The following is a 25,011-nucleotide window of genomic DNA, read 5'->3' as shown; positions in this document are numbered from 1 at the left end:
GCCACACCAACAGGTGCCGATTGGCGCGTCTCACAATCTGAAAATATGCCGCGCGGTATTATCCGCCTTCGGCCGGCGCAGTCTGGTTGACGGCATCCTTGGCGTCGGTGAACTTTGTATTGACGTCGCCACCCAGGGTCAGCAGGGCGCCGGCGCCAACGCTGACGGCAATGCCCAGTGCGATACCGTATTCGACGAGTGTCGCGCCCTCATCACAGCTTTGCAGGCGGGTGATCAGTTTCTTCAGTGTCTTCGTCATGTATTCAGTTCCTTGTATGTTGGCCTAACCAGACCGTAATCTTTATGACCCGCTGTCGTTCTGGGCCGCTGATGAAATGAAATTTACCGCGAGAGATTTGGTAACACATCGTTCAGCATGATGAGCGTTAGGGGCCATTTCAGGGCGGTTCGGTCCGGAATGTGGCGATGCGACGTTCCGTTTGTGGCCGGGCGTGCAAGAAGGCCACATCATATATAACGACCCGGGTTCGACTGTACTTGCAGCTTGGGCTCCCCATTTTCGCCATATTTGGGTGGTCCATGGGATGAAAGGTTCTGCATGTCGGAGCCAGTCGAAGAATCGGAGATCAAACAATGCGAAGGCATGTTGTCAGAGACCGCACGGATGTCGTCCCGTTCCCGAACTCAACGGACACGCACAACCGGATCGCGCGGTGCTTTGCACTTCTGAATGACTGGCACGCGGCGATCGCAGGTCATGCCCCGCTGGACGACGTGATCAACATTTTCACGCGACAGACCTCGGCGCGCAACATCTCGTTCTATCGCTACAAGGACGGCCGGTCCGTTCATATCGCCGCCGCCGCCAGACGCGGCGAGAGCTTTGCACCGGAAAAAAGCAGGGGCACGCTGGCCATGTATCTTCGGGCCACCCGAAGCGAAGAGATTTTTCCCGGCACCATGATGAGCCTCAGCGATCTGCGAAAGGAAGACGGTTTCGCCGACAGCGATGCCGCCGCAGAGTGGGGTCCGCGCGATGACATCCTGAACGTCGTCCTGATCGTGCTCGCCGACCGGTCGGGTGAGCTGGATATCATCGAGATGATATTCGACACTGTGCCCAGCCTGAATCCGGATATACCGCCCGTTCTGGTCAGCGCGGCCCTGGCGGAGGCCTGGAAAATGCGGGCGCCCGGCCTGATCACCCGGATCACCCTGTCAAATATCAGAAGCCGCAGCTCTGGGTCGCAGGTGCCGTCCTCCGGCATCCTCAGCAGCAACAACCCCTGCGGCCTGAGTCGGGCCGAGCAGCGCGTCTGCCATCTGCTTGTCGCCGGACAAAAGGCCAAGGACATCGCCGAAGAGCTCAACCTGTCCGTGACGACGGTCCGCACCCATCTGGGAAACATCTATTCCAAGACGCAGACCGCCGGTCAGGTAGAGCTGATCGCCCTGATCAACGACCCTGACGGCATGGTTGCGTGACCGGGATTTCCCAAATCGCCGTTCCGGTCGCCTGGCTGGTGATGCCCCTTCTGGTTGCGGTCATCCTGTATGACCTGCGTCTGATGCGGATACCGAATGTGCTGGTGGGGCTGTTCCTGGTGGTTGCCGGGGTGACACTGGCGCTGACAGAGCCGCTGCCCGAGATCCTGTGGCGCATGCTGGCGGCGTCTGTCGTTTTTGCAGCCGGACTGGCGCTCTTCGCGGCGCGCCTCATGGGCGGTGGCGATGTAAAACTGATGGCGGCGCTTACCCTGCTGATTCCGACCTCGACCTTGCCAGTCTTCGGGCTGCTTTTCTCTGTCGGGATCGTTCTGGGCGTCGTGATGCTGATGGTGCTGCGTGCCTTGACCGACCGGACCCGCACCCGCTGGCGCAGCCTGCGCGACCACAGCCGGTACCCACTGGGCCTGAGCATCGGCATGGCGGGGCTGGCCTTTGTCGCCTTCGGGGAAAGCATCGCACAGGCCTTTGCCACCTGATCGCGCCGGCACGAGCGGGATGTCCCGCCAGACATATCTGCGGACGTGCTGAGGCCGTGCCTCTGAAAGGATCGTTTTCTTACATAGCCTTTCAGGCACAGCCAGTCAGAGCTATGTCGACCAAGAGGTTGAGTACCCTATTTTTTGGTTTGTTGTCCGCTCCGATACAAGACATCGCGGCTATCATGTTCTATGTGACGTGGGAAGGTGAAGGCTGCGGCCTAGGGGGAAACGCGGATCATTTACGGTATTGCCTCTCTTGAGACCTTAGGAAACGAAAGGCCAGAAATGCGAAATGCGATCAACCAGCAGAAAAGATCTGTTCCGATTGACCCAAGCGCTACCGTCAAAGTCTTTGTTCATAAGCCTCGGAAAACGCCTGATACCTACAAATTTCTTGCGAACGTGAGCTGGGAACAAGGGTCGGAAGACTACACTTTCGGATTCCAAGATCCGGCTGGTGCCATCAAACATCATCCGATTTGGGATGGACTATACCCTCTTCTTGAGTTGACCAACATAGGCGGACCAGTCTTTGGTAAATTCTCTGGTTTGGTTGAGTTTTCTTTCGATTTTGCGGTTTCAGATAGGGTTGCCGCGTATTTTGAAGCAATAGGACCGCAACTCGGTTTTGATATCAGAGTAACAACCGAAAGAACCGAATTGAACTTCGACACCTCACTGGGTGGCAACATAGTTACGATGGGAGGAGGCAAAGACAGCCGTTTGATGCTCGGAACTTTGAGAGAGCTTGGGCTTTCGCCAAAAATCGTTAGCGCAAATTCATCGAGGCTGATTGAGGGCCTGCAGAATGTCCGGTCGATCGAGACGATTGGTAAACGCCTCACGTCGAGAATGCTGCCCGCCATGATGGAATTACCAAACAATATCTATCATGGAAGTGGGTTGGGAGAGGCGCATCTAAACCGCCCCTTGCACCGATATTCTTCGTACGGGTCACCCTTCGCTCTCAAACGCCTCAACGCTTTGCTCAAGTCCTTGGGTACTTCGACGGAGCTTCACGCACCTCAATCCGTACTCCCGTATAACATTACTCAGCGGATCCTGTCTGAGCGATATCCCGATCTATACCGGGGTCAATACAGTACAGAAAAGGATGCTCCCAAGGAAAAGAACCTGCACATCTCGCTGATCAAAGCGATTCATGGAATTGATTACACTGATCATTGCTCTACAGAATTGTTCAAGTCGCTCGTAAGGCGGTTTGTGAGAGCAAATCGAAAAAACGAAGAGCGACAGTTTGGCTTTCGAAATAATAGGGAAGTCATTGTACGCGAAATGAGACATTGCATTTTCCTACTGTCGCAGCGAGGTCATTTGCCGAAGCAAAGGCTCTATATACCGCAGCATTGGTACGAACCATGGGCGGACAAGGTCCATACATATGTAAATCCTCAGCTTAATTCGAAGTTTTTGGATATCTACCTGGAGTACGGGCAGGAATTTGACAGAATGAATGATGCATACCAGCTTCCAGCATCTCTTGCTGCACTATTGGCTTTAGAGGAAACGGGTTCGAAACGGTTGGAACCAGAAGTGGATTAAATGGTGAGCCGCGGGTTCGGCTCTATGAATATCAAGATGATCTACATGACTATTTCTGAGGGAAGTGGTGCCCAGGAGAGGACCTATGTGCAATTATAATTTTAATGATATCAACAAGGTAAATAGGTGTAAATCGAATGTGTGGACCTGATTGTGGACTCACGCTTTAAGACGCGACGGAGCATCCCTGAGCCTCCTTCAACAAGCAAAAAGTCGCCCAAAATGTTGATTTTTGATGTGAACTCTTGATGCCAGTGTGAAAAACTACACGCGTCTACCACACACATCAGCCACATCTAAAAGCTACCAGCAAGAATTTCAGTCTGTTTACGAGTCTTTCGGTTCCACTACGCTCTTCTTCTCGATGAAATTCGTGGGCCACAAGAACGCATTGAAAAGGTGTCGTGAGTGTCACCTCGGCCTTTGTACAGCTTTGCGGCGCGATTTCTGGGAGGAGAATTACCGAAAGGGCGTATTTTGTTGAAAAACTCACGCTTGATCGATGGGCATCCTGCTGATTCAATTCCGACATTGGGCGGGAGGAATGGCGATGATGGGACCGAGGCAGGAAGCGCAGCCGGCGTTGTTCTACGAGTTCTCGCTGGAAGATCACGTCCCGCAAGATCACCTGCTTCGGTCCATCGACCGCTTCGTCGACCTGAGCAGTATCCGTGCCCATCTTGCAGAGTTCTACAGTCACACGGGCCGCCCCTCGGTCGATCCCGAGTTGCTGATCCGGATGCTGCTGGTCGGCTATTGCTTCGGCATCCGGTCGGAGCGGCGGCTGTGCGAAGAGGTGCATTTGAACCTGGCATATCGCTGGTTTTGCCGCCTCGACCTCGCCGACCGAGTTCCCGATCACTCGACATTTTCCAAGAATAGACACGGGCGGTTCCGGGACAGCGAGTTGCTGCGCCATCTGTTCGAGGTGACGGTCGCACGGTGCATCGCTGAGGGCCTGGTCAGCGGGCAGCGCATGGCGGTCGACGCAAGTCTGATCGAAGCGGATGCCAACAAGCAGAACTCGACGCCGAAAGAGGATTGGGACGCCGGGCAGATCGACCCTGCCGACGCGCCCCGGGCCGTCCGTGAGTATCTGGAGACCCTGGACGAAGTCGCCTTTGGCGCGGCCAGCGAGGTGCAGCCCAAGTTTACCTCGCATTCCGACCCGGCCAGCCAGTGGACGGCGGCCCGTAAAGGTCCGGCTTTCTTCAGCTATTCCGACAATTACCTGATCGATACGGACCATGGCGTGATTGTGGACGTGGAGGCCACGAGGTCGATCCGTCAGGCCGAGGTCGGATCGACGAAGACCATGCTTGAGCGGGTGAAGGCCAAGTTCGACTTGCACCCAGAGCGCCTGATCGCGGACACGGCCTATGGCACCGCGCCGATGTTAGGATGGCTGGTTGACCGCAAAATTGCCCCGCACATCCCTGTCTTCGACAAGTCGGGGCGCAGCGACGGGACCTGGACCCGGGCCGACTTTGAGTGGGATGCCGAGAACAATCAATACATCTGCCCGGAAGGCCACGAACTGAAGCAATTCCGCCGGAACTACTCCGATCCGAACCGCGGGCCGACCGGCAAGGGCGTCGCCAAATACCGGTGCCTGAAGCACACCTGCCAGGCCTGCCCCTCGAAGTCGCGTTGCTGTCCCAACATGGACTTCCGGTCGATCACCCGCGAGGAACATGAAGACGCCCGCCAGGTTGCCCGCGACATTGCGAAAACCGAGCAATACGTGATCTCGATGAAGCTGAGGAAGAAGGTCGAAATGCTATTCGCCCACCTCAAGCGCATCCTCGGCCTGAACAGGCTCCGATTACGTGGTCCATGCGGGGCAAAGGACGAATTCCTCCTCGCCGCCACCGCCCAAAACCTCAGGAAACTGGCCAAGATATTTCCTGCACCGCAGCAAGTGCGGACAGCCTGACAGGTAAGGCGCTTGCGCCGCTTTCGGATGCCAGAATTCTGCGCTCGCGAACGGGTGTTTTTCCACAGAATGGGCCGAAAACGGTCTTTAGCTGCGCGTGCGAAAAGCTTATGTTGACGGTCCTGGGAGCGGACATTTGTCTCTTTCCCCGTCCGCACCTTGCCACGGTGGAAAATTCTTCGAGCCAAGATGCAGGTCATAGTTACGATGCCGTTGAATGCCTAACTTTGCGAGTTAAAGGGATATCAATATCGAACAGTTTCTCACTTGGTTGCAGGAAACCTTCAACAATCGTGAAATTGCCGCTGGCCTGTGGATCATCCTTGGCATCCTGTTTTGTCTATCCAGGGCAGACCTCCGAAGCAGTCTTTGGAGCGTTGCAAAGACACTGATCGCTCCAAAGCTCTTACTATTCTTCGGCATAGTAGCCCTAAACGTGACAGTTCTGTGCTGGCTAATGGCAGAGTTAGGATTTTGGTCGAAGTCCCAGCTTCCACCTACAGTTTTGTGGTTCGTGATGGGGGGATGTGTCTTTGCTGGACGAGCACTGCAATCGAAGGAAGATGATCAGTATTTCCGCAACCTGTTTCGCGGCAGCTTAAAACTCGGCGGCATCTTTGAGTTCATCGTGGTTGCCTACAGTTTCAGCCTCGTAACCGAGTTGGTCTTGGTCCCTATCCTCTTCTCCTTGGCGGTCACGCTGGCCTTTGCAGCAACAAAACCAGAGTATGCGAAGGCAAAGGTCCTGCTGGAATTAATCCTTGCAACATTTGCAACCGTTTTGGTCTGGAACTCCGTGTCGTCGATTTGGTCACAGCCAGACCAGTTCTTAACAACAGATACGGGGCGCAACTTTGTCCTGCCGATCCTAATGACCGTCGGAAGCATCCCAGTTTTCTACCTACTGTTTTGCTGCTCGCACGTCGAACAAGCCCGTATTCAGATTGATCAAAAGGCCTTTCAGTCTGACGAACTGAAAAAATATGCTCGTAAACGCTTCTTTCTGATCTTCCCGTTGCGGCCCTGGCTTCTACGGCGGGCAACACGCCAATTCCACACGCTCCCTGCAAAAACCAATGCAGATGTGGACCAGATCATCACCGACATACTCAACTACGAAAGAGACGAAGAAGCTCCACCAAACGTGGACCCGACGAAGGGCTGGAGCCCTTTTGAAGCCAGAGAGTTCCTTAGAGAGAAGGGATTGAGGACAAACGACTACCACAAGGGCTACGATGAATACTGGGCCAGTTCAGAATATGTCGACCTTGATAGCCATGTCCTTCCGAGCAAAGCTGCCTTCTACATCGAAGGACAAGAGGGCGTCGTTACTACGCTCAAACTGACTGGAAAATTCATGGATGACTTCGACAGCGGCGAAGCAGTCCAGAAGTTCAGAGTCATTGGTGCATTGCTTTGCGAAAAAGCTGTCGAGAATTTAGATATCGCAATTGATTCACTCATTCCAAGCTCCGAAGTCTTTGAAAATGAAATGATCATTGATGGCACGACGATAAGGGCTTGGGGTGAACGATATCCAAGCAACAGGGGCTTTGAAGCGTTTCTGACTTTGTCACGATGAGCACAAACAAGCGCATGGACTTCGTTTTTCTGCAAATGGTCCTTCCTTGGGGCAAACCTACACGAGGTAGTTGATGGGTAATTTTGACGACATTCCAATCACCAGCCCCGACAGTGATCGATTTGGCTTTGATCCGTTCGCCAGTGCCATAAGCGATTGCATTCGTAGTATCGAAAACCCGCTTGGCAGCGTCGCGGCAATCTATGGCCCTTGGGGCTCTGGCAAGAGCAGCGTTATCAATCTGGTCCGGCACCATCTTGCGAAGGACGCACCCGATCTTGATGTGATCAACTTTCCGGCGTGGATGTATCGAACCGAAGACGCCCTGGCTGTAGGGTTCTTCAAGGAACTCTATGCTGGGCTCTCACCCGTCCTGTCGGACCAGACGAAGGCCGCCGGGGCACTGCGCAAGTTGGGGGCCAACCTTGCAGGCGCAAGCAGCTTGGCGGGAATGGCCGTCGGCTTGTTTGCAGGGTCGGTGGGAGAGAAAGCAACGACTGCAACCCTCGACGCCCTCGGTGGTTTCATAGAGCAGGGCGAAGCTGCGGAGGACCTACAGGCAACCCTGGCCGATGCCCTTCGTGAAGCAGGGAAGAAGTTTCTCGTCGTTATTGACGATTTGGATCGCCTTTCACCAGAGGAGGCGCTGGTCATTTTCCGGCTGGTCAAGTCGGTAGGACGGCTTCCAAACGTTATGTACCTCTTGGCCTACGACCGCGAGGCCACCGAGCAGGCCGTTGCACGTCGGTTTCCATCCGAAGGTGCGCATTATCTTGAGAAGATTATCCAAGCGGGGTTCGAGCTTCCTCAACCCGATCAATCACATCTGAACGTCATGATGGGTGAGGTGCTGAATGGGTTGGCCGCTGATCTGCCTGAAATTGACCCAGTCGAGTTTGGCAACTTGTTCCATTCCATCGTGGCGCCAGAATTGAAGACGCCACGGGATGTATTTCGGTTGGCCAATACGATTTCGATCACGATCACCCCGATCAAATCGGATGTCTTTTTTCCAGATTTTGTGAGTCTTGAAACTCTGCGAGTCTTCCGTCCAGCGGTCTATAGGGCCATACGACAGAACAAATCAGCCATCCTTAACGCTGGTCAGAACGATAGGTATGATCAGCGTGAGACCCGTTCTGCACAATACACATCGATGCTTCTTCGCAGTGAGTCTGAGGAGGATCATGAGCATCTTCGGGATGCACTCATGAGACTGTTCCCTCAGTTGCAGAACGTCTTCGCGAACATGTCGTATTCCGGCACCAGAGAATGGGCTCGTCAAAGGCGAGTTTGTTCTGCCGAGCACTTTGACACCTACTTCCGATTTTCTGTCTCCCCCAAGACGATTCCAAAGGCAGAACTCGACTACCTCATCGACGACACTCGAACAGTCAAAGAGATTCAAGATCGTGTTCGGGAGGCAGTTTCGATCACTCAAGCTGAAGGGCGGACCAAAGCCTCCTATATCCTTGATGAGTTAACCGCCCATGGACTCAATATCTCCCTTGATCAGGGGGAGAAGCTGTTGTCGGCATTGTTTGGTATGGCCGACGAATTATTCTTGGAACAAGATGAGGGGCGCGGTTTCGCATCATTCGGCAACAACAGGCTTAGGTTGCATTGGCTGCTCCGATCAATCCTTTTGGACCGGACAACTCTCCATGAAAGAACGGAGATACTTACCAGATCAATTGAGGGCGCGACCCTGCAATGGCACCTCGATATCAGCAATGACGCTTGGCAAGACTACCATCCAAGCAATCCCGACAGCGAACCTTCTTCGGAAGCTGAAACACTAACGACCCATGTGGCGGCTGAGCGGCTGCAAGCACGATCACTGGAACTGCTTCGTGCCGCCGCAGCGAGTGACACCATCCTCTCTGCCAAAACCCCTGCCCGCCTTCTCTATGATTGGGACAGATTGCAGCCTGATGGGGCAGTTGAGGTCATGAACTACATAACTCGTGCTTTAGGGGACGACACGAAGCTCTGCCAACTCGCTTCAGCTTTCCTGGGGAAATCATACAGTCATGGCATGGGAGGTTTCGGTGGCGCACCAGGCGATCTCGTGCAACGGGAAAACGACCGCGCACAAGTCGATGGAATTGACCGACTGCTTGATGTGGACGAGTTCAGACGGCGGTTGAATGAGGCCCTTGGAAGCGATGGCCTCGACGAGCAGCAAAAGTCTACCATCAGCCGGTTTCTGGTTGCATGGGAACGACGCGACGCCGGTGAAGATTGACGATACCGAATGGCAGCAATGCGAATTGCTGTCGCAGCATTCAAAAACTGTATTCACTGTATTCAAAGTCGGCTTCGGGCCGATTGCCGAACCAGACTTTCTGGCCGCCGAAGTTGACGGCCAAACGACAAGAACAGCAAAGCTTAACAACAATTTGCAAGCACCCGATAGACAGACCTTTCGGACAATCCAAGCTGCTTTGCGATCTCACGTTTGCTGGCACCTTGAGCCAGCAGTTCCTGCATCTCCGAGGCCTTCTGACGGGCCTTCGGAGTTCTGCCCTTGTACTTGCCCAGCGCCTTCGCCTTGGCAATGCCTTCACGCTGACGCTCCAGCATCATCTCTCGTTCGAACTGAGCCACTGAGCCCAGGACATTGAGCATAAGTTTCCCCGTGGCATTTGAAGTGTCGAGCCCAAGGTCCAAAATGCGAAGCCCAGCGCCATTACCTTCGAGCTCGTCAACGATCTCTCCGAGGTGCCTTACGGACCTAGCCAAACGGTCCAGCTTTGTGACCGCAAGGGTATCTCCTTCCCGACAGAAGCTCACAGCGCCCCTGAGAGCCTCTCTGGCGCCAACAGAGCTCGTTTGCTCCCCCCAACCTTTCACAGCCAAGGGCCCTCAAGGACTCATTTTGAGCCTCTATGCTGGCCTTCTGTTCCAGGGTTGATGTACGTGCGTATCCGATGAGCATCTGATTGCCCTCCTTGTCTGCCATTGATGTCTATGAAGTTGCGACAGTGTGTCTGCCAAAAGCCGAAACCGACTTCACTGACAGGCAATCGCGCCACGGTCTGGGGCTGACACTAGGGCAAGGTCTATTGGCAGGGCCTTTGCGCGCTGGGCTGGTAACGAGCCAATAGCTTTTGACCAGCTGGAGAAGGGGTGGGGGGTCTAAGAAACCGACTTCAAAAAACGGGGGTTATTGTTGATTGTTATTGTTGGGCATCCTATTACTACGAGCCCAAGGGCGAGACCGAACAGAACCTCGGCCTGATGCGGCGGATCGACGAGCGTCCTGCGGACCTAGAGACGCCGTTCTTCGGCGTTCGACAGATGACCTGGCACCTGCGCAACGACGGGCATCTCGTAAACGAGAAGCGGATACGCCGGCTGATGCGCCTGATGGGGCTCATGCCGATTTACCAAAAGCCCAACACAAGCAGGCCGACGAAGGGGCACAAGACCTATCCCTACCTGCTGAGAGGTCTGCGTGTGGAACGCCCGAACCAGGTCTGGTGCTCGGATATCACCTATCTGCCCATGCGGCGTGGGTTCCTCTACCTCGTGGCGATCATGGACTGGCATACCCGCAAAGTTCTGTCCTGGCGGATCTCGAACACGCTGGAGGCCGACTTCTGCGTCGAAGCGCTGACCGAGGCCATCCACAAGTTCGGCCCACCTGAGATCATGAATACGGACCAGGGATCCCAGTTCACGTCCTTCGCCTGGACGGACCGGCTCCGCCGATCGGGCGTGCGGATCTCCCCCTCTCATGCATGTAAACATGCACTGCCGGGGCAGTGGATGGATGGGAAAGGCCGGTTCCTCGACAACATCTTCATCGAAAGGTTGTGGCGCACCCTGAAATACGAGTGTGTCTACTTGCATGCTTGGGAGACAGGATCGGAGACGAAGGAGGCGATCCAGAAATGGATGACCTTCTACAACCACCAGCGCCCTCACTCAGCCCTCGGCGGCAAGCCACCGGCGCTGGTCTATTGGCAAAGAAATGGTATCAACCAACCCGATCAGCAGGTGCAACGAGTAGCTTAAATTACGCCAGATCCTGTCCAACGATCAGGGAGTAGCTCAGGTCTCCAGCCACGGCATCGAGTTGATTGACTTGGTCTTGTGTCAGGAGATACATTGAATTACCTTCTCTGTTAATTTCTGGTCACGTCGAAGCGACATGTTCGGCAGATTAATCCTATCGTTAATTCTAGTGTCGGTTGTTTGTCTAGTGCAAACTGACCGACCTCTTCATGCTGATGAAAGTCGCCTTGGTCTTATCCCCATGAATTCGCGAGTATTCGATGAGGGGGTTGATCCGGTCTCACTACGTCGCGATCCTGATTTTATTCCTCTTAACCGAATACCTTGGCTTGGAGAGTACCTGAAAGACGACCCTCTCTTGAAGAATTTAGTTATTCAGATCAAAGTTCTAAACGACCCAGCAGATCACCTGTGGAGATTTCCTGGGCCTGGTTAAATTTTCGATTATGAGGTTTCCTTGCCAGATGCCTTGACCCTGGAAGGCTACTCGGTGAAGTCGGCATCGCTTCACGCTATGAATCATCTACTCTTTATACCGAAGAATGATAGCCAATCATTCTCTGTAAGTTGTCGCTTAGATAGGACAATTCCGTCAGAGTTTACCTTTTGCAGCGTTGCAGCCGCATATCCGCTCGATCCTCAGATTTTTCTCAACATACGTATCTACGACCCACAAGAATTTGAAGAGCTTCCAACGCAAATCGCTGAAATAGTAACAAGAGTTAGGAAAGTTTCTTATTGCTTGGATGTTACAGAGGCCGTTCAGCGAGATGCAGGTGCAGCGAGCAATTTAGAATTGATAACTGACTGCAAGTCGGAATTCGTGTCATAACCATTTTTTCGTAATAACTTTTTCAAGCCAGCGACGATGGCAAAGAGCGTGGCCACAAGATATTGTGTAGTTCGCACTCGACCGATATCAGTCAGTTCTGGCCTTCCCTAACGGTGCTTGCGTCTAAAGAAGGTTGGCCGGGACAGAACCCCCAGGCAAACCCATATGACCCTGGCAAGTTTTTGGCCTCCTCGCGAGAGCGGCCGTTCGCGTTTGTTTGCGTGCAAGGCGGGAAGCTGTCCCTCGCTGCCATACTGTACCTTTCAGCCATTGACCGGCCAAAGCACACCCTGGATGAGCGTCAGATATGCTTTTACGCTGAGCGGAATCCTGGTGGGAATTGCTTTTCAGTTCTTTTGATTAGCGTTCATACAGAAGCGAGTCCGCTCCATTTGAAATGCTGCCGAAGAGCTTCTGTGCTGAGGCTAGATCTTGCATCCCGAACACTAGCTATTCTTACGCCGGAGAGACTTCCATAACTGGTGCTCTCTAAGGAAGGCGATAAAACCACCTCCAACGTCTCTGGGTCGATTGAGATTAACCCTAAGTCAAAGAGAGAATGAATATCAGCTCTGAGAAGAATTCCATTCGGAGGATGGTTAGTCTATTCTCCGAGGTATGGGGTTATGTGTGCTGCCTCCAAGGCCTCGAAAGCGTCACATCCTGTTACAGCGCAGGTATTCGAATAAGCCTCCAACAACTGCCTCCTAAACTTGGTCTGACCTCGTCTCCGGACAACTTCGGCTATAGCTCTTACCCTTTGGTCATCATCTTCCTTGGGGTCGAAGGAAACCTCGTCATTTGGGAGTGTCTCAACTGTTATACGATCCCAAGCAGCGTCTTCGACATCATCCACAGATAGCAGGTCCCCTACCGCCTTAGAGCCTTCTAGGTAGAAGTACCCATTCGACCAACTCCGAACTCTTGCAAGCCCTAAGACTTGTTACTCAACCCCTGGCTTCGGCCTTGTTTGAATTAGGACGGCTATGGGAACGCCATCCTCCATACACTTTACCAAACCACGATTAGTAGCTTCTTTGTCTCTTTGATTGGGGACTGGGTTCTCTTGGAAATAGGGATAAAGCCAACTGCCGTCCGCACGATGGACAACCTCTTTGTTCGCATAAGGACTGTTTAAGGTCTGCCTGACGCTCAAAGCGATGTCGGTGTAAGCTGGCTTATAGATACCCATGGCTTGACTGACCAATCGGGCTCCGTCGTCAGCGTGAGCTTTTAGCTCAGCCCTTGTTACTGAGCTACTCCCTGATCGTTGGACAGGATCTGGCGTAATTTAAGCTACTCGTTGCACCTGCTGATCGGGTTGGTTGATATCATTTCTTTGCCAATAGACCAGCGCCGGTGGCTTGCCGCCGAGGGCTGAGTGAGGGCGCTGGTGGTTGTAGAAGGTCATCCATTTCTGGATCGCCTCCTTCGTCTCCGATCCTGTCTCCCAAGCATGCAAGTAGACACACTCGTATTTCAGGGTGCGCCACAACCTTTCGATGAAGATGTTGTCGAGGAACCGGCCTTTCCCATCCATCCACTGCCCCGGCAGTGCATGTTTACATGCATGAGAGGGGGAGATCCGCACGCCCGATCGGCGGAGCCGGTCCGTCCAGGCGAAGGACGTGAACTGGGATCCCTGGTCCGTATTCATGATCTCAGGTGGGCCGAACTTGTGGATGGCCTCGGTCAGCGCTTCGACGCAGAAGTCGGCCTCCAGCGTGTTCGAGATCCGCCAGGACAGAACTTTGCGGGTATGCCAGTCCATGATCGCCACGAGGTAGAGGAACCCACGCCGCATGGGCAGATAGGTGATATCCGAGCACCAGACCTGGTTCGGGCGTTCCACACGCAGACCTCTCAGCAGGTAGGGATAGGTCTTGTGCCCCTTCGTCGGCCTGCTTGTGTTGGGCTTTTGGTAAATCGGCATGAGCCCCATCAGGCGCATCAGCCGGCGTATCCGCTTCTCGTTTACGAGATGCCCGTCGTTGCGCAGGTGCCAGGTCATCTGTCGAACGCCGAAGAACGGCGTCTCTAGGTCCGCAGGACGCTCGTCGATCCGCCGCATCAGGCCGAGGTTCTGTTCGGTCTCGCCCTTGGGCGTGTAGTAGAAAGACGAGCGCGCGATCGACAGATCCGGGTGGTCCGGCTCGATCATGCCGCGCCTCACTTCCCGCCCCAGGGCTTCAGCTTTCGTTCCAAAAAAGAGTTGGCCACCGCCAGCTCCCCGATCTTGGCGTGGAGCTCCTTCACCTGCTCCTCGTCAATCTCGGGCTTCTTACGGCCCCCGCACTCGAACACGCCGGACGCGCCTTCGAGCAGGGCGTTGGTCGGGAAAACGATTCACTGGATCGTTTTCTGATCCTTCCAACTCCATTGATGGATCATCGTCGGATGCACTCCGAACCGGCTCGCCAGCTCAGCGGCGTTGTTCGGGCTTACGCCGCGCCACTGGCGCGACGGTCCCTCCAACCCTCGCCTTTCAGGGCTTCCAGCGCGACCTTGGCCTTGAACGCGGGCGCGTGCTGCTTCCGTTTCGACATCTCTGATCTCCTTCTCGTCGAAGATCAGCAGACTGCAAATCGTAGCTTATGTCAGTGTCCGAAATTCGGGGGGTAGCTCAGTCCTTTCGTCTTCGTTCTGGCCGCGCGAATATGGTTCGGCTCCCAATTCGGCAAATTGAGCTTCTATGTTGTCCTTGATCGTTGCCAATTCACCGGCATCTGAAGAGCTATGTGCAGACCTTAGAAGCTGTTCAACGTGCTCGTGAACGGCAGGGTAGTTCCGCATCGCCTCAAGCTCGCTTTTGCCAAGGACTTTAACGATCTCTCGTTTTCCCTGAACTGGCTGAAGAGCTTTGGGGACTCTGCGGCGATACTTCCGAGTGCCGTTTCTGTCAGTGCGAATATGTTTGGACACGAAGCTTCTAGTCATTGGCAATGTGGACCTGATTATGGACCTCACAAGGCCGCCGATCCGAAAAAGCCTATCACTATCAGTGACTTAGTTGGGATGGATTGGTGCCCAGGAGAGGACTCGAACCTCCACACCGTTGCCAGTACTAGCACCTGAAGCTAGCGCGTCTACCATTCCGCCACCTGGGCAGGTCACGTGAGGGCTGCATTTAGAGGGGGAGCGACGGAGTGTCAATTACATTCTGTCGCGAATTTTGACTTTGATCGTTTCAACCGCTGCTGGCAGGTGATTGGCCTTGTTTGCGTTGGGGTGGGCCGTTAAACCGACAGTGTGAATTCCATCGCGCGAGGAGCTTTATCATGTCCAGGCTGGTAACGATCTACGGCGGTTCCGGCTTTGTCGGGCGCTATATCGCACGCCGTATGGCCAAGGCTGGTTGGCGTGTCCGCGTTGCGGTGCGTAACCCGAACGAGGCGATTTTCGTGCGCCCCTATGGCGTTGTCGGCCAGGTAGAGCCGATCCTGTGCAACATTCGCAACGACGAATCCGTGCGCACCGCGATGCAGGGGGCGGACGCCGTCGTGAACTGCGTGGGCATCCTGGTCGAACAGGGCCGCAACCGTTTCGACGCGGTGCAGGCCGAGGGTGCAGCCCGGGTCGCCCGGCTCGCGGCCGAAGAAGGCGTGGCGCGGATGGTGCAGATTTCCGCCATCGGGGCGGATATCGATTCCGACAGCGATTATGCCGCCAGCAAGGGCGAGGGCGAGGTCGCGGTTCAGAAATACATGCCGGACGCCGTGATCCTGCGCCCTTCGATTATCTTCGGACCCGAGGACGACTTCTTTAACCGGTTCGCCGGCATGGCGCGGAACAGCCCGGTTCTGCCTGTCGTGGGCCAGAACACCCGGTTCCAGCCGGTCTATGTGGACGATGTGGCGCAGGCCGCGGTTGCGGCCGTCCTGGGCAAGGCCGAAGGCGGTATTTATGAATTGGGCGGGCCCGAGGTTGACACCTTTCGTGGCCTGATGGGCCGAATGCTGGATGTGATCCACCGGCGCCGTCTGATCATGAACATGCCCACCTGGATCGCGCGGATCATGGCCTGGGGCTTTGACACGCTGCAGTCCGTCACCTTCGGGCTCTTCGTCAACCGCATGCTGACCCGCGATCAGGTGACGAACCTGGGCACTGACAATGTTGTGTCAGCAGGAAGCAAGACATTTGACGACCTGGGGATCAAACCTGTGTCCATGGCATCGGTGCTGCCCGACTATCTGTGGCGGTTCCGGCCTTCCGGCCAGTACGACGCGATCAAGGAATCCGCCCGCAACCTGCGTAACAGCTGATGGATACCACCATCGTCGCGGGTATTCTGGGCCTGTTGGAGGGGCTGACAGAGTTCATACCTGTTTCCTCGACGGGCCATCTGCTGTTGGCGGGGCATTTCCTGGGTTTTGAAAGCGCCGGAAAAACCTTTGAGGTGGTCATCCAGCTTGGCGCCGTGTTTGCCATTCTGTCCTTATATGCCGCGCGACTTTATGCTGTCTTCGCCGCCGCTCCGCATGATCCGGCGGCACGGCGGTTTATCCTGTCGGTTCTGGTGGCGTTCCTGCCCGCGGTCGTGATCGGCGTGATCGCCCATGACTTCATCAAGACCGTTCTGTTCGAAACACCGATGCTGATTGCCGTCATGCTGGTGGTCGGGGGCATTGTCCTGCTGTTTGTCGACCGGATCGCGCCAACCCCGCGGCACGAGGATGCAATGGCGTTTCCTTTATCCATGTCGCTGAAGATCGGTTTCATCCAGTGCCTCGCCATGATCCCCGGCACGTCACGCTCCGGCGCGACCATTGTGGGGGCGCTGATGCTGGGCGCCAGCAAGCGTGCTGCGGCGGAGTTCTCGTTCTTTCTGTCCATGCCGACTATGGCGGGGGCGTTTGCCTACGATCTGTTCAAGAATCGCGATGTTCTGGATGCCTCGGCCCTGGGCGAGATCGCTGTCGGTTTTGTGACGGCATTTATTGCGGCTGTCTTGGTTGTGCGCTGGTTGCTGGATTACGTCAGTCAGCATGGCTATGCGCTGTTCGGCTGGTGGCGAATCGTTGTCGGGTTGGTCGCAATCATCGCGTTATCGGCGGGCTACTGACAATAAGGTCCGGTTCGGACCTAATTCCCTGAAAGTCGCGCAGATACCCCGTTATCCGGGTGAATAATATGCGCATATAGGTCAGCACTGCTGCCTTTATTTCCGTTTCGACCTGATGTAGATGGGTGCCTGATTGTAATTCTGGAAAGGCATGATCATGGCAGAGCAGCCGATGCTGAAATTCGTGAACATCGAACGGGACATGCCCGAAAAGCGTCCGCCGGATCTGCGCCGTTCGGATTTTCATGAAATTTACGCGGAATATGCCGATGCCAAGGCCAAGGAACAATCTAGCCGGTGCAGCCAGTGTGGCGTGCCCTATTGCCAGTCACATTGCCCGCTGCACAACAACATCCCCGACTGGCTGCGCCTGACTGCGGAGGGCCGTTTGCAGGAAGCCTATGATGTCAGTCAGGCGACCAACACCTTTCCGGAAATCTGCGGCCGTATCTGCCCGCAGGACCGCCTGTGCGAAGGCAACTGCGTCATCGAACAGTCGGGCCACGGCACCGTCACCATCGGCGCGGTTGAGAAATACATCACCGATACCGCATGGGAAAAAGGCTGGGTGCAGCCGATCAACCCTTCGGCGGAGCGCGAGGAAAGCGTCGGTATCATCGGTGCGGGGCCCGGCGGGCTGGCGGCGGCGGATGTGTTGCGGCGCGCCGGAGTGCAGGTCACGATCTATGACCGGTACGACCGCGCGGGCGGTTTGCTGACTTATGGTATTCCGGGCTTCAAGCTGGAAAAAGAGGTGGTGATGCGCCGCAACGACCAGCTGGCGCAGGGTGGCGTGACCTTTGAGCTGAACTGCGACGTGGGCGTCGACATCTCATTCGCCGATATCCGCGCAAAGCATGATGCGGTGATCATCGCCACCGGCGTCTACAAAACGCGCGAGATTCAGGCCCCCGGCGTGGGTGTGCCGGGGCTGGAACGTGCGATCGACTTTCTGACAGCCAGCAACCGCAAGAGCTTTGGCGACACGGTCGAAGAATTCGATAGCGGGCGGCTTAATGCCAACGGCAAGCGGGTTGTGGTGATCGGGGGCGGTGATACGGCCATGGACTGTGTGCGCACGTCGATCCGGCAGGGTGCGACATCGGTCAAATGTCTTTACCGCAGGGACCGCGCCAACATGCCGGGCAGCCAGCGCGAGGTCGCCAACGCCGAGGAGGAAGGCGTCGTTTTCGAATGGCTCTCAGCGCCCAAGGGTTTTGTCGGCGATCCGGTGACAGGTGTGATGGTTCAGAAGATGCGCCTGGGTCAGCCCGACGCGACGGGCCGCCAGGCGCCTGAGTTGATCGAAGGGTCCGATTACGTCGAAGAGGCGGACCTTGTGATCATGGCGCTGGGGTTCGAGCCGGAGGATCTGCCGACTCTCTGGGGTGAAACCGAATTGCCGGTGAACCGCTGGGGAACGATCAAGGCCGACTACATTTCAGGCCAGACTGCACTGGATGGCGTTTACGCGGTGGGTGACATCGTGCGCGGTGCCAGCCTGGTGGTCTGGGCGATCAAGGACGGTCGCGATTGTGCCGAGGCGATCCTGCGACGGCTGGATGCCGACACCAACGCCATCGCCGCAGAATAATCAGGCGGATGGGCCGACTGCTTTTCGCGCGTCCAGAATGACACGAACACATGCTGGGTCAGACCTGACTTGGAAATGGGGAGACGGAAAATGCCAACAGCCGAGGCAATCGGTAAGTGCCTGTGTGGGGCTGTGCGGATCACCGTGACCGACCCGGTCGGCTGGGTTGGTGTTTGCCATTGCGCCATGTGCCGTCGTTGGAGCGGATCGGTCTTTGCCTGTTTCCCCGCCGCACCCGAAACAGTCGCGATAAGTGGTCCGGTCAAGATCCATGCATCGTCCAGTCTGGCGGAACGTGCTTTCTGCGGCGACTGCGGGTCGCATCTTTGGATGCGCGACAGAGATGATACTGCCGATTTCGACCTGATGCCGGGCCTCTTCGACGCGACGAAAGACTGGCCGCTGCGCAGTGAAATCTACTGCGACGAGGCACCGGTAGCCTTTGCGCTTGCCGGCGACCATCCCAAGGCCACGGCGGACCAGTATCGCAAGAAGTATCCCCGCGCGCAGGAGGTAATCGACGATGTCTGAGATTAGCGGCCAATGCCTTTGCGGTGCCGTCCGTGTCACGGCGCAGACGGACAACCCGATTCTGAGGGCCTGTCATTGCGAGATGTGCCGCAGGCACACCTCCGGCGCGTTCTTTTCAATCGAAACGGTACCGGGCAGCGTCATTGTGACCGGCGACGCGATGACGTACCGGTCTTCCGAATGGGCGCAGCGCGGGTTTTGCGGCACATGCGGTTCGACCCTGTGGTACGAGACCATCCATGACGGCCGCCGCAACCTGGCAGCCGGACTGTTTGAAGACGGCGGGGGCGCGCCGCTCAAGATGGAGTTTTTTGCCGATAAGTGTCCGCAGGGCTACCGGCTGGCAGGGGATCACAGGCGCCTGACCACCGATGAAACCATCGCGATGTTTGCCGGGGGTGCGGAATGATGCGCGCCGTCGTGCTTGCCCTGACCGTCGGTCCCGCCGCGGCGGGGACCTTTACCCCGCCGCAGGGCTGTACCGCCTTTCTGACCGTTCAGAACCGAAGCTGCATCGTAGAGCATCTGTGGACCTGCGCCGCCGACGCGCCGGGTCTGCAATGGCGCGGCGAGATCGACAGGCGCGGGCTGGTCTACGTCGGGCAGATCGACGCGGAGGCGCAGTGGATTCAATCGTATTTCCTGATCAGCGGGGAGCGTGAGGCGCTGATCACGCCAGCCGCGGACCCGGCCAGCTTCAGCACATTGTTGCAATCCGGGCTCGATACCTATGACTTCAGCCTCGATACGGCTGACGGCCCGCACCGCGTGGTCGGCTTTGACCGCATCGCGGAACGGGACGTGACGATTGACGGCGAGCGGTTGCTTCGCACGGAATACTCCATTCGCAAGACGCGGGCCGATGGCACGATGATCTACGAGGCCGAGGGATCGGAGTACGTGTCGGAAACCCATGGCCGGTTCTTTTCGGGCACCGGGGACGTGACCCGCCCTGACGAAACCTTTTCCTACGACAGCAGACCTGTCGATTTCATCTATCCCGGCCAGAGCGGTTTTCTGTCCGACACCCCCCTTTACGGCTGTGACGCGCTGGCGGCCAGCTACGTGACCGAATGAAAGGATCCGTTACAATGATCTATGACGAAAAATGGGCCGAGGACATGGCCGCAAAGCGGGCTTACCTGGCCGAGAATGGCCTTTACGATGAATCCGAGGAACACTCCTCCTGCGGGGTCGGCCTGGTGGTCAATATCGACGGGTCCAAGTCGCGTGAGGTTGTCGAAAACGGGATCAAGGCGCTCAAGGCGATCTGGCACCGCGGGGCTGTCGACGCGGACGGGATGACAGGGGACGGCGCGGGCATACACGTGCAGATCCCGGTGCCCTTTTTCTATGATCAGGTGCAGCGCACCGGTCACACCCCGCGCGAGGACGAACTGATCGCGGTGGGCCAGGTGTTCCTTCCGCGCACCAACTTCGGTGCGCAGGAGACATGCCGTACCATCGTTGAAGCCGAAGTGCTGCGCATGGGCCACTACATCTACGGCTGGCGGCACGTGCCGGTCGACATCTCGGTTCTGGGCGAAAAGGCGAACGCGACCCGCCCCGAGATCGAGCAGATCCTGATTTCCAATGCCAAGGGCGTGGACGAGGAAACCTTCGAGCGCGAACTCTATGTGATCCGTCGCCGGGTGGAAAAGGCCGTGATTGCGGCGCAGGTCCCGAATTTTTACATCGCGTCCATGTCCTGCCGCAGCATCATCTACAAGGGCATGATGCTGGCTGAACAGGTGGCGGAATTCTATCCCGACCTAAAAGACGAACGCTTTATTTCCGCCTTTGCGATCTACCACCAGCGTTACTCGACCAACACCTTCCCGCAGTGGTGGCTGGCGCAACCCTTCCGGATGCTCGCCCACAACGGCGAGATCAACACGCTGAAGGGGAACCTGAACTGGATGAAAAGCCACGAGATCCGGATGGCCTCGGCCGCTTTCGGCGAGATGGCAGACGATATCAAGCCGATCGTCGCCGCGGGGTCGAGCGACAGCGCGGCTCTGGATTCGGTTTTCGAGGCACTGGTGCGGGCAGGCCGTTCCGCACCTATGGCCAAGACGATGCTGGTGCCGGAAAGCTGGTCCAAGCAGGCGGTTGAACTGCCGCAGGCCTGGCGCGACATGTATTCCTACTGCAACTCCGTCATGGAACCCTGGGACGGTCCCGCCGCCCTGGCGATGACTGACGGGCGCTGGGTCTGCGCCGGGTTGGACCGGAACGGCCTGCGCCCGATGCGCTACGTGGTCACCGGGGACGGAATGCTGATCGCCGGTTCCGAGGCGGGGATGGTTCCGCTTGATGAATCCAATGTGGTCCGAAAAGGCGCGCTGGGGCCGGGCCAGCTGATCTCGGTCGATATGAAGAAGGGCAAGCTTTATGGCGATGCCCAGATCAAGGATAAAATGGCGGGTGCGCTGCCCTTCGGTGATTGGGTCGGCAAGATCGTGGAGCTGGACGAGCCGCTGGCGAAGGTCACTGAAAAACCTGTGTTCTCAGGCAACGAACTGCGTCGCCGCCAGGTCGCGGCAGGCTATTCGATCGAGGACCTTGAACAGATCCTGGCTCCGATGGCCGAAGACGGGAAGGAGGCGCTGGCGTCGATGGGTGACGATACGCCCTCTGCCGTGCTGTCGAACCAGTACCGCCCGCTGAGCCATTTCTTCCGCCAGAACTTCAGCCAGGTCACCAACCCGCCCATCGACTCCTTGCGCGAGTTCCGGGTGATGAGCCTCAAGACGCGGTTTGGAAACCTCAAGAACGTTCTGGATGAAGACAGCAGCCAGACTGAAATTCTGGTGCTCGACAGCCCCTTTGTCGGCAACGCCCAGTTCGACGCGTTGTTCAGCCACTTCAACGCGGATGTGGTCACGATCGACTGCTCTTTCGCTCCGGGCGAGGGCGCGCTGAGCGCGGGCCTCAAGCGCATCCGTGCCGAGGCGGAAGACGCCGTGCGCTCCGGCGCGGGGCACCTGGTGCTGTCCGACCATCTGAGCGGCAAGGACAAGGTGGCGATGCCGATGATCCTGGCGACTTCGGCGGTGCACAGCCATCTCACCCGCAATGGACTCAGGACCTTCACCTCTCTCAATGTGCGGTCGGCGGAATGTGTTGACCCGCATTACTTCGCCGTGCTGATCGGCTGTGGCGCGACCGTGGTGAACGCCTACCTGGCGGAGGATTCCATCGCGGACCGGATCGACCGCGGGCTGCTGGATGTGTCGCTGACCACCGCGATCTCGCGCTACCGGACGGCGATTGACCAGGGTTTGCTCAAGATCATGGCAAAGATGGGCATCAGCGTGGTGTCTTCCTACCGTGGCGGCCTGAACTTCGAGGCGGTGGGCCTGTCCCGCGCCATGTGCGCGGAATACTTCCCCGGCATGATCAGCCGCATCAGCGGTATCGGCGTCACCGGCATCCAGCGCAAGGCCGAAGAGGTCCACGCCAAAGGCTGGCAGGGCGACGGCACCGTTCTGCCCATCGGCGGCTTCTACAAGGCGCGTAAATCGGGCGAGACCCACGCCTGGGAGGCATCGTCGATGCATATGTTGCAGATGGCCTGCAACCGGGCTTCCTATCAGATGTGGCAGCAGTATTCGGCCAAGATGAAATCGAACCCGCCGATCCATCTGCGCGATCTTCTGGACATCAAGCCGATGGGCAACCCCGTGCCGCTGGAAGAGGTGGAGAGCATTACGTCGATCCGCAAGCGGTTCGTGACGCCGGGCATGTCGCTGGGCGCACTGAGCCCCGAGGCGCACAAGACATTGAACGTGGCGATGAACCGCATCGGCGCCAAGTCCGACAGCGGCGAGGGTGGCGAAGACCCGGCGCATTTCGTGCCGGAAGCCAACGGTGACAACCCCTCGGCCAAGATCAAGCAGGTCGCGTCGGGCCGCTTCGGCGTGACGGCGGAATATCTCAACCAGTGCGAAGAGCTTGAGATCAAAGTCGCCCAAGGTGCCAAGCCTGGCGAAGGTGGGCAGCTTCCGGGCATGAAAGTCACAGACCTGATTGCGCGGCTGCGCCATTCGACCAAGGGGGTGACGCTGATTTCTCCGCCGCCGCACCACGACATCTATTCGATCGAGGACCTGGCGCAGCTGATCTACGACCTCAAGCAGATCAACCCGCGCTGCAAGGTGACGGTCAAGCTGGTCGCGTCCTCGGGTGTCGGGACTATTGCCGCCGGTGTGGCCAAGGCCAAGGCCGACATCATCCTGATCTCGGGGCACAATGGCGGCACCGGGGCCAGCCCCGCGACCAGTATCAAATATGCGGGCCTGCCCTGGGAAATGGGCCTGACCGAGGCGCATCAGGTGCTGTCGATGAACAACCTGCGCGACCGTGTGACCTTGCGGACCGACGGCGGGCTGCGCACCGGGCGCGACATCGTCATGGCCGCTATGATGGGGGCCGAGGAATACGGCATCGGGACGGCGGCGTTGATTGCCATGGGCTGCATCATGGTCCGCCAGTGCCAGTCCAACACCTGCCCGGTGGGCGTGTGCACGCAGGACGAGTCGCTGCGTGGCAAGTTTACCGGCAATGCGGACAAGGTGGTGAATCTCATCACCTTCTATGCCCAGGAAGTGCGCGAGATCCTCGCAGGTCTCGGCGCGCGCAGTCTGGACGAGGTGATCGGCCGGGCCGACCTGCTGGCACAGGTCAGCCGCGGATCGGCGCATCTGGACGATCTGGACCTCAACCCTCTGTTGATCGCGGTGGATGGCGCCCAGAACAACGTCTACGACCGCGACAAGCCGCGACAGCCGGTGCTGGACACGCTGGATGCCCAGATCGTGCGGGATGCGGCACGCTTCCTTGAGGATGGTGAGAAGATGCAGCTGTCCTATGCGGTGCAGAACACGCATCGCACCGTGGGCACGCGGGTATCCAGCCACATCATCAAGAAGTTCGGCATGCGCAATTCGCTTCAGGCCGACCACCTGACGGTCAAGCTGACCGGCTCTGCCGGACAGTCGCTGGGCGCCTTTGCGGCCAGGGGGCTCAAGCTGGAAGTCTCGGGCGACGGCAACGATTATGTTGGCAAGGGGCTGTCGGGCGGCACCATCGTGGTGCGGCCCAACATGGCCAGCCCGATCACTGCTTCAGAGAACACGATCATCGGGAACACCGTCCTTTACGGTGCGACATCGGGCTTCCTTTTTGCCGCTGGCCGTGCCGGGGAACGCTTTGCAGTGCGCAACTCAGGCGCACATGTGGTGATCGAAGGCTGCGGCAGCAACGGGTGCGAGTACATGACCGGTGGCGTCGCCGTGATCCTGGGTGAGATCGGTGCGAATTTCGGGGCCGGTATGACCGGGGGCATGGCCTATCTCTATGACCCCGACAAGACGGCCGAGGTGCTGATGAACAAGGAAACCATCGTCACCTGCAGCGTCACGGTGGATCACTGGCTGGACGAGCTGAAGACGCTTCTTGAACGCCATCAGTTGGAGACCCACAGCCGCAAGGCAGAGGAATTGCTGCAGCACTGGGAGACCGAGAAGCACAACTTCATTCAGGTCTGCCCCAAGGAAATGCTGCCGCACCTGGCCGCGCCCCTAAGTGTCGACGAGGCGGCGATGCCAGCCGAGTGACCCATGAAAGTTACCGTGCGCCCCTGACAAAACGGGGCGCACGATACCTGTTCTCGACATATTCCGTTCAAATTCGATCATACTAAGGCCAGGACGCTGCGCGGAACTCTACCAGGACCAAGGGGTGCCAACGGAAAGCTGCCTTTTCGCGCAGGCCTTCGCTGTCGGCGAAACAGCGGCCCGGCACGAACTTTTGGCGCTGTTTTCAAGGCAGCTTGACCGCGGCGGTCGGAGTTGCCGTGCGCAGGTGGTGGCCGCCCGCTCGCCAGTCCTTTACCTGCGGCCCAAATCGACTACTTCCGTCCCATGACATTT

The 25,011-nt window shown here is 57.2% G+C and carries 14 protein-coding genes, 1 tRNA gene and 4 pseudogenes; 14 read left to right on the top strand and 5 right to left on the bottom strand.

Annotated elements, in window-relative coordinates; all coding sequences use genetic code 11:
* Positions 1–58: 58 nt before the first annotated feature.
* Positions 59–259 (bottom strand): Flp family type IVb pilin, encoded by a 201-nt coding sequence (locus FIU94_RS04555; RefSeq protein WP_152464645.1) that lies wholly within the window; start codon positions 257–259, stop codon positions 59–61.
* A 335-nt stretch (positions 260–594) separates the two neighbouring features.
* Here FIU94_RS04555 and FIU94_RS04550 point away from each other — a divergent pair, with 335 nt between their 5' ends.
* The 6 genes from FIU94_RS04550 (at position 595) to FIU94_RS04525 (ending at position 9,278) form a co-directional block, all read left to right on the top strand.
* Positions 595–1,446, top strand: a complete 852-nt coding sequence (locus FIU94_RS04550; RefSeq protein ID WP_152464644.1) for a helix-turn-helix transcriptional regulator — start codon at positions 595–597, stop codon at positions 1,444–1,446.
* Entirely contained in the window at positions 1,443–1,946 is a 504-nt protein-coding gene (locus FIU94_RS04545; RefSeq protein WP_152464643.1) for a prepilin peptidase, read from the top strand. Before FIU94_RS04550 ends, FIU94_RS04545 begins: the two co-directional genes overlap by 4 nt.
* A gap of 288 nt (positions 1,947–2,234) precedes the next feature.
* Positions 2,235–3,512 carry a hypothetical protein gene (locus FIU94_RS04540; RefSeq protein ID WP_152464642.1) on the top strand — a complete coding sequence of 426 codons (1,278 nt, stop codon included), beginning with the start codon at positions 2,235–2,237 and terminating at the stop codon, positions 3,510–3,512.
* A 550-nt stretch (positions 3,513–4,062) separates the two neighbouring features.
* Positions 4,063–5,448 carry an IS1182 family transposase gene (locus FIU94_RS04535; protein WP_152464641.1) on the top strand — a complete coding sequence of 462 codons (1,386 nt, stop codon included), beginning with the start codon at positions 4,063–4,065 and terminating at the stop codon, positions 5,446–5,448.
* A 271-nt stretch (positions 5,449–5,719) separates the two neighbouring features.
* A complete protein-coding gene (locus FIU94_RS04530; protein WP_152464640.1) occupies positions 5,720–7,030 on the top strand; it encodes a hypothetical protein in 1,311 nt (436 codons plus the stop codon).
* A 73-nt stretch (positions 7,031–7,103) separates the two neighbouring features.
* Entirely contained in the window at positions 7,104–9,278 is a 2,175-nt protein-coding gene (locus FIU94_RS04525; RefSeq protein WP_152464639.1) for a P-loop NTPase fold protein, read from the top strand.
* 143 nt (positions 9,279–9,421) lie between these two features.
* Here FIU94_RS04525 and FIU94_RS04520 read toward each other — a convergent pair.
* Positions 9,422–9,971: pseudogene (locus tag FIU94_RS04520) on the bottom strand (recombinase family protein).
* Between the two features lie 254 nt (positions 9,972–10,225).
* Between FIU94_RS04520 and FIU94_RS04515 the strand changes: the two are divergent.
* Positions 10,226–11,053: pseudogene (locus FIU94_RS04515) on the top strand (IS3 family transposase); the annotation flags it as partial.
* A gap of 1,199 nt (positions 11,054–12,252) precedes the next feature.
* Here the strand turns inward: FIU94_RS04515 and FIU94_RS21160 are convergent.
* The 3 genes and pseudogenes from FIU94_RS21160 to FIU94_RS04500 form a co-directional block, all read right to left on the bottom strand.
* Positions 12,253–12,477: pseudogene (locus FIU94_RS21160) on the bottom strand (HNH endonuclease); the annotation flags it as partial.
* Between the two features lie 699 nt (positions 12,478–13,176).
* Positions 13,177–14,431, bottom strand: a pseudogene (locus tag FIU94_RS04505) (IS3 family transposase).
* A gap of 475 nt (positions 14,432–14,906) precedes the next feature.
* A tRNA-Leu gene (locus tag FIU94_RS04500) sits at positions 14,907–14,992 on the bottom strand.
* Positions 14,993–15,163: 171 nt separating this feature from the next.
* On the opposite strand from FIU94_RS04500, the gene FIU94_RS04495 reads away from it, so the two are divergent.
* From FIU94_RS04495 to gltB, 7 genes are all read left to right on the top strand, one after another.
* The gene (locus FIU94_RS04495; RefSeq protein ID WP_152464637.1) at positions 15,164–16,150 is read left to right on the top strand and encodes a complex I NDUFA9 subunit family protein; all 987 of its coding nucleotides are present in this window, start codon (positions 15,164–15,166) and stop codon (positions 16,148–16,150) included.
* Positions 16,150–16,950, top strand: a complete 801-nt coding sequence (locus FIU94_RS04490; RefSeq protein ID WP_152464636.1) for an undecaprenyl-diphosphate phosphatase — start codon at positions 16,150–16,152, stop codon at positions 16,948–16,950. The genes FIU94_RS04495 and FIU94_RS04490 overlap by 1 nt, the downstream gene beginning before the upstream one ends.
* A gap of 157 nt (positions 16,951–17,107) precedes the next feature.
* A complete protein-coding gene (locus FIU94_RS04485; RefSeq protein ID WP_152464635.1) occupies positions 17,108–18,544 on the top strand; it encodes an NAD(P)-dependent oxidoreductase in 1,437 nt (478 codons plus the stop codon).
* A gap of 90 nt (positions 18,545–18,634) precedes the next feature.
* Complete coding sequence (locus FIU94_RS04480; RefSeq protein ID WP_152464634.1) at positions 18,635–19,075, top strand: GFA family protein; 441 nt, start codon at positions 18,635–18,637, stop codon at positions 19,073–19,075.
* Positions 19,068–19,484, top strand: a complete 417-nt coding sequence (locus tag FIU94_RS04475) for a GFA family protein (RefSeq protein ID WP_152464633.1) — start codon at positions 19,068–19,070, stop codon at positions 19,482–19,484. Before FIU94_RS04480 ends, FIU94_RS04475 begins: the two co-directional genes overlap by 8 nt.
* Entirely contained in the window at positions 19,481–20,152 is a 672-nt protein-coding gene (locus FIU94_RS04470; RefSeq protein ID WP_152464632.1) for a hypothetical protein, read from the top strand. Before FIU94_RS04475 ends, FIU94_RS04470 begins: the two co-directional genes overlap by 4 nt.
* Before the next feature lie 14 nt (positions 20,153–20,166).
* A complete protein-coding gene (gene gltB / locus FIU94_RS04465) occupies positions 20,167–24,696 on the top strand; it encodes a glutamate synthase large subunit (protein WP_152464631.1) in 4,530 nt (1,509 codons plus the stop codon).
* The last annotated feature ends 315 nt before the right edge of the window (positions 24,697–25,011 follow it).

The organism is Sulfitobacter sp. THAF37, assembly GCF_009363555.1.
Lineage (GTDB): Bacteria > Pseudomonadota > Alphaproteobacteria > Rhodobacterales > Rhodobacteraceae > Sulfitobacter.
The sequence above is the reverse complement of the archived record's forward strand: the minus strand, read 5'-3'. Positions and strand labels throughout refer to the sequence as shown.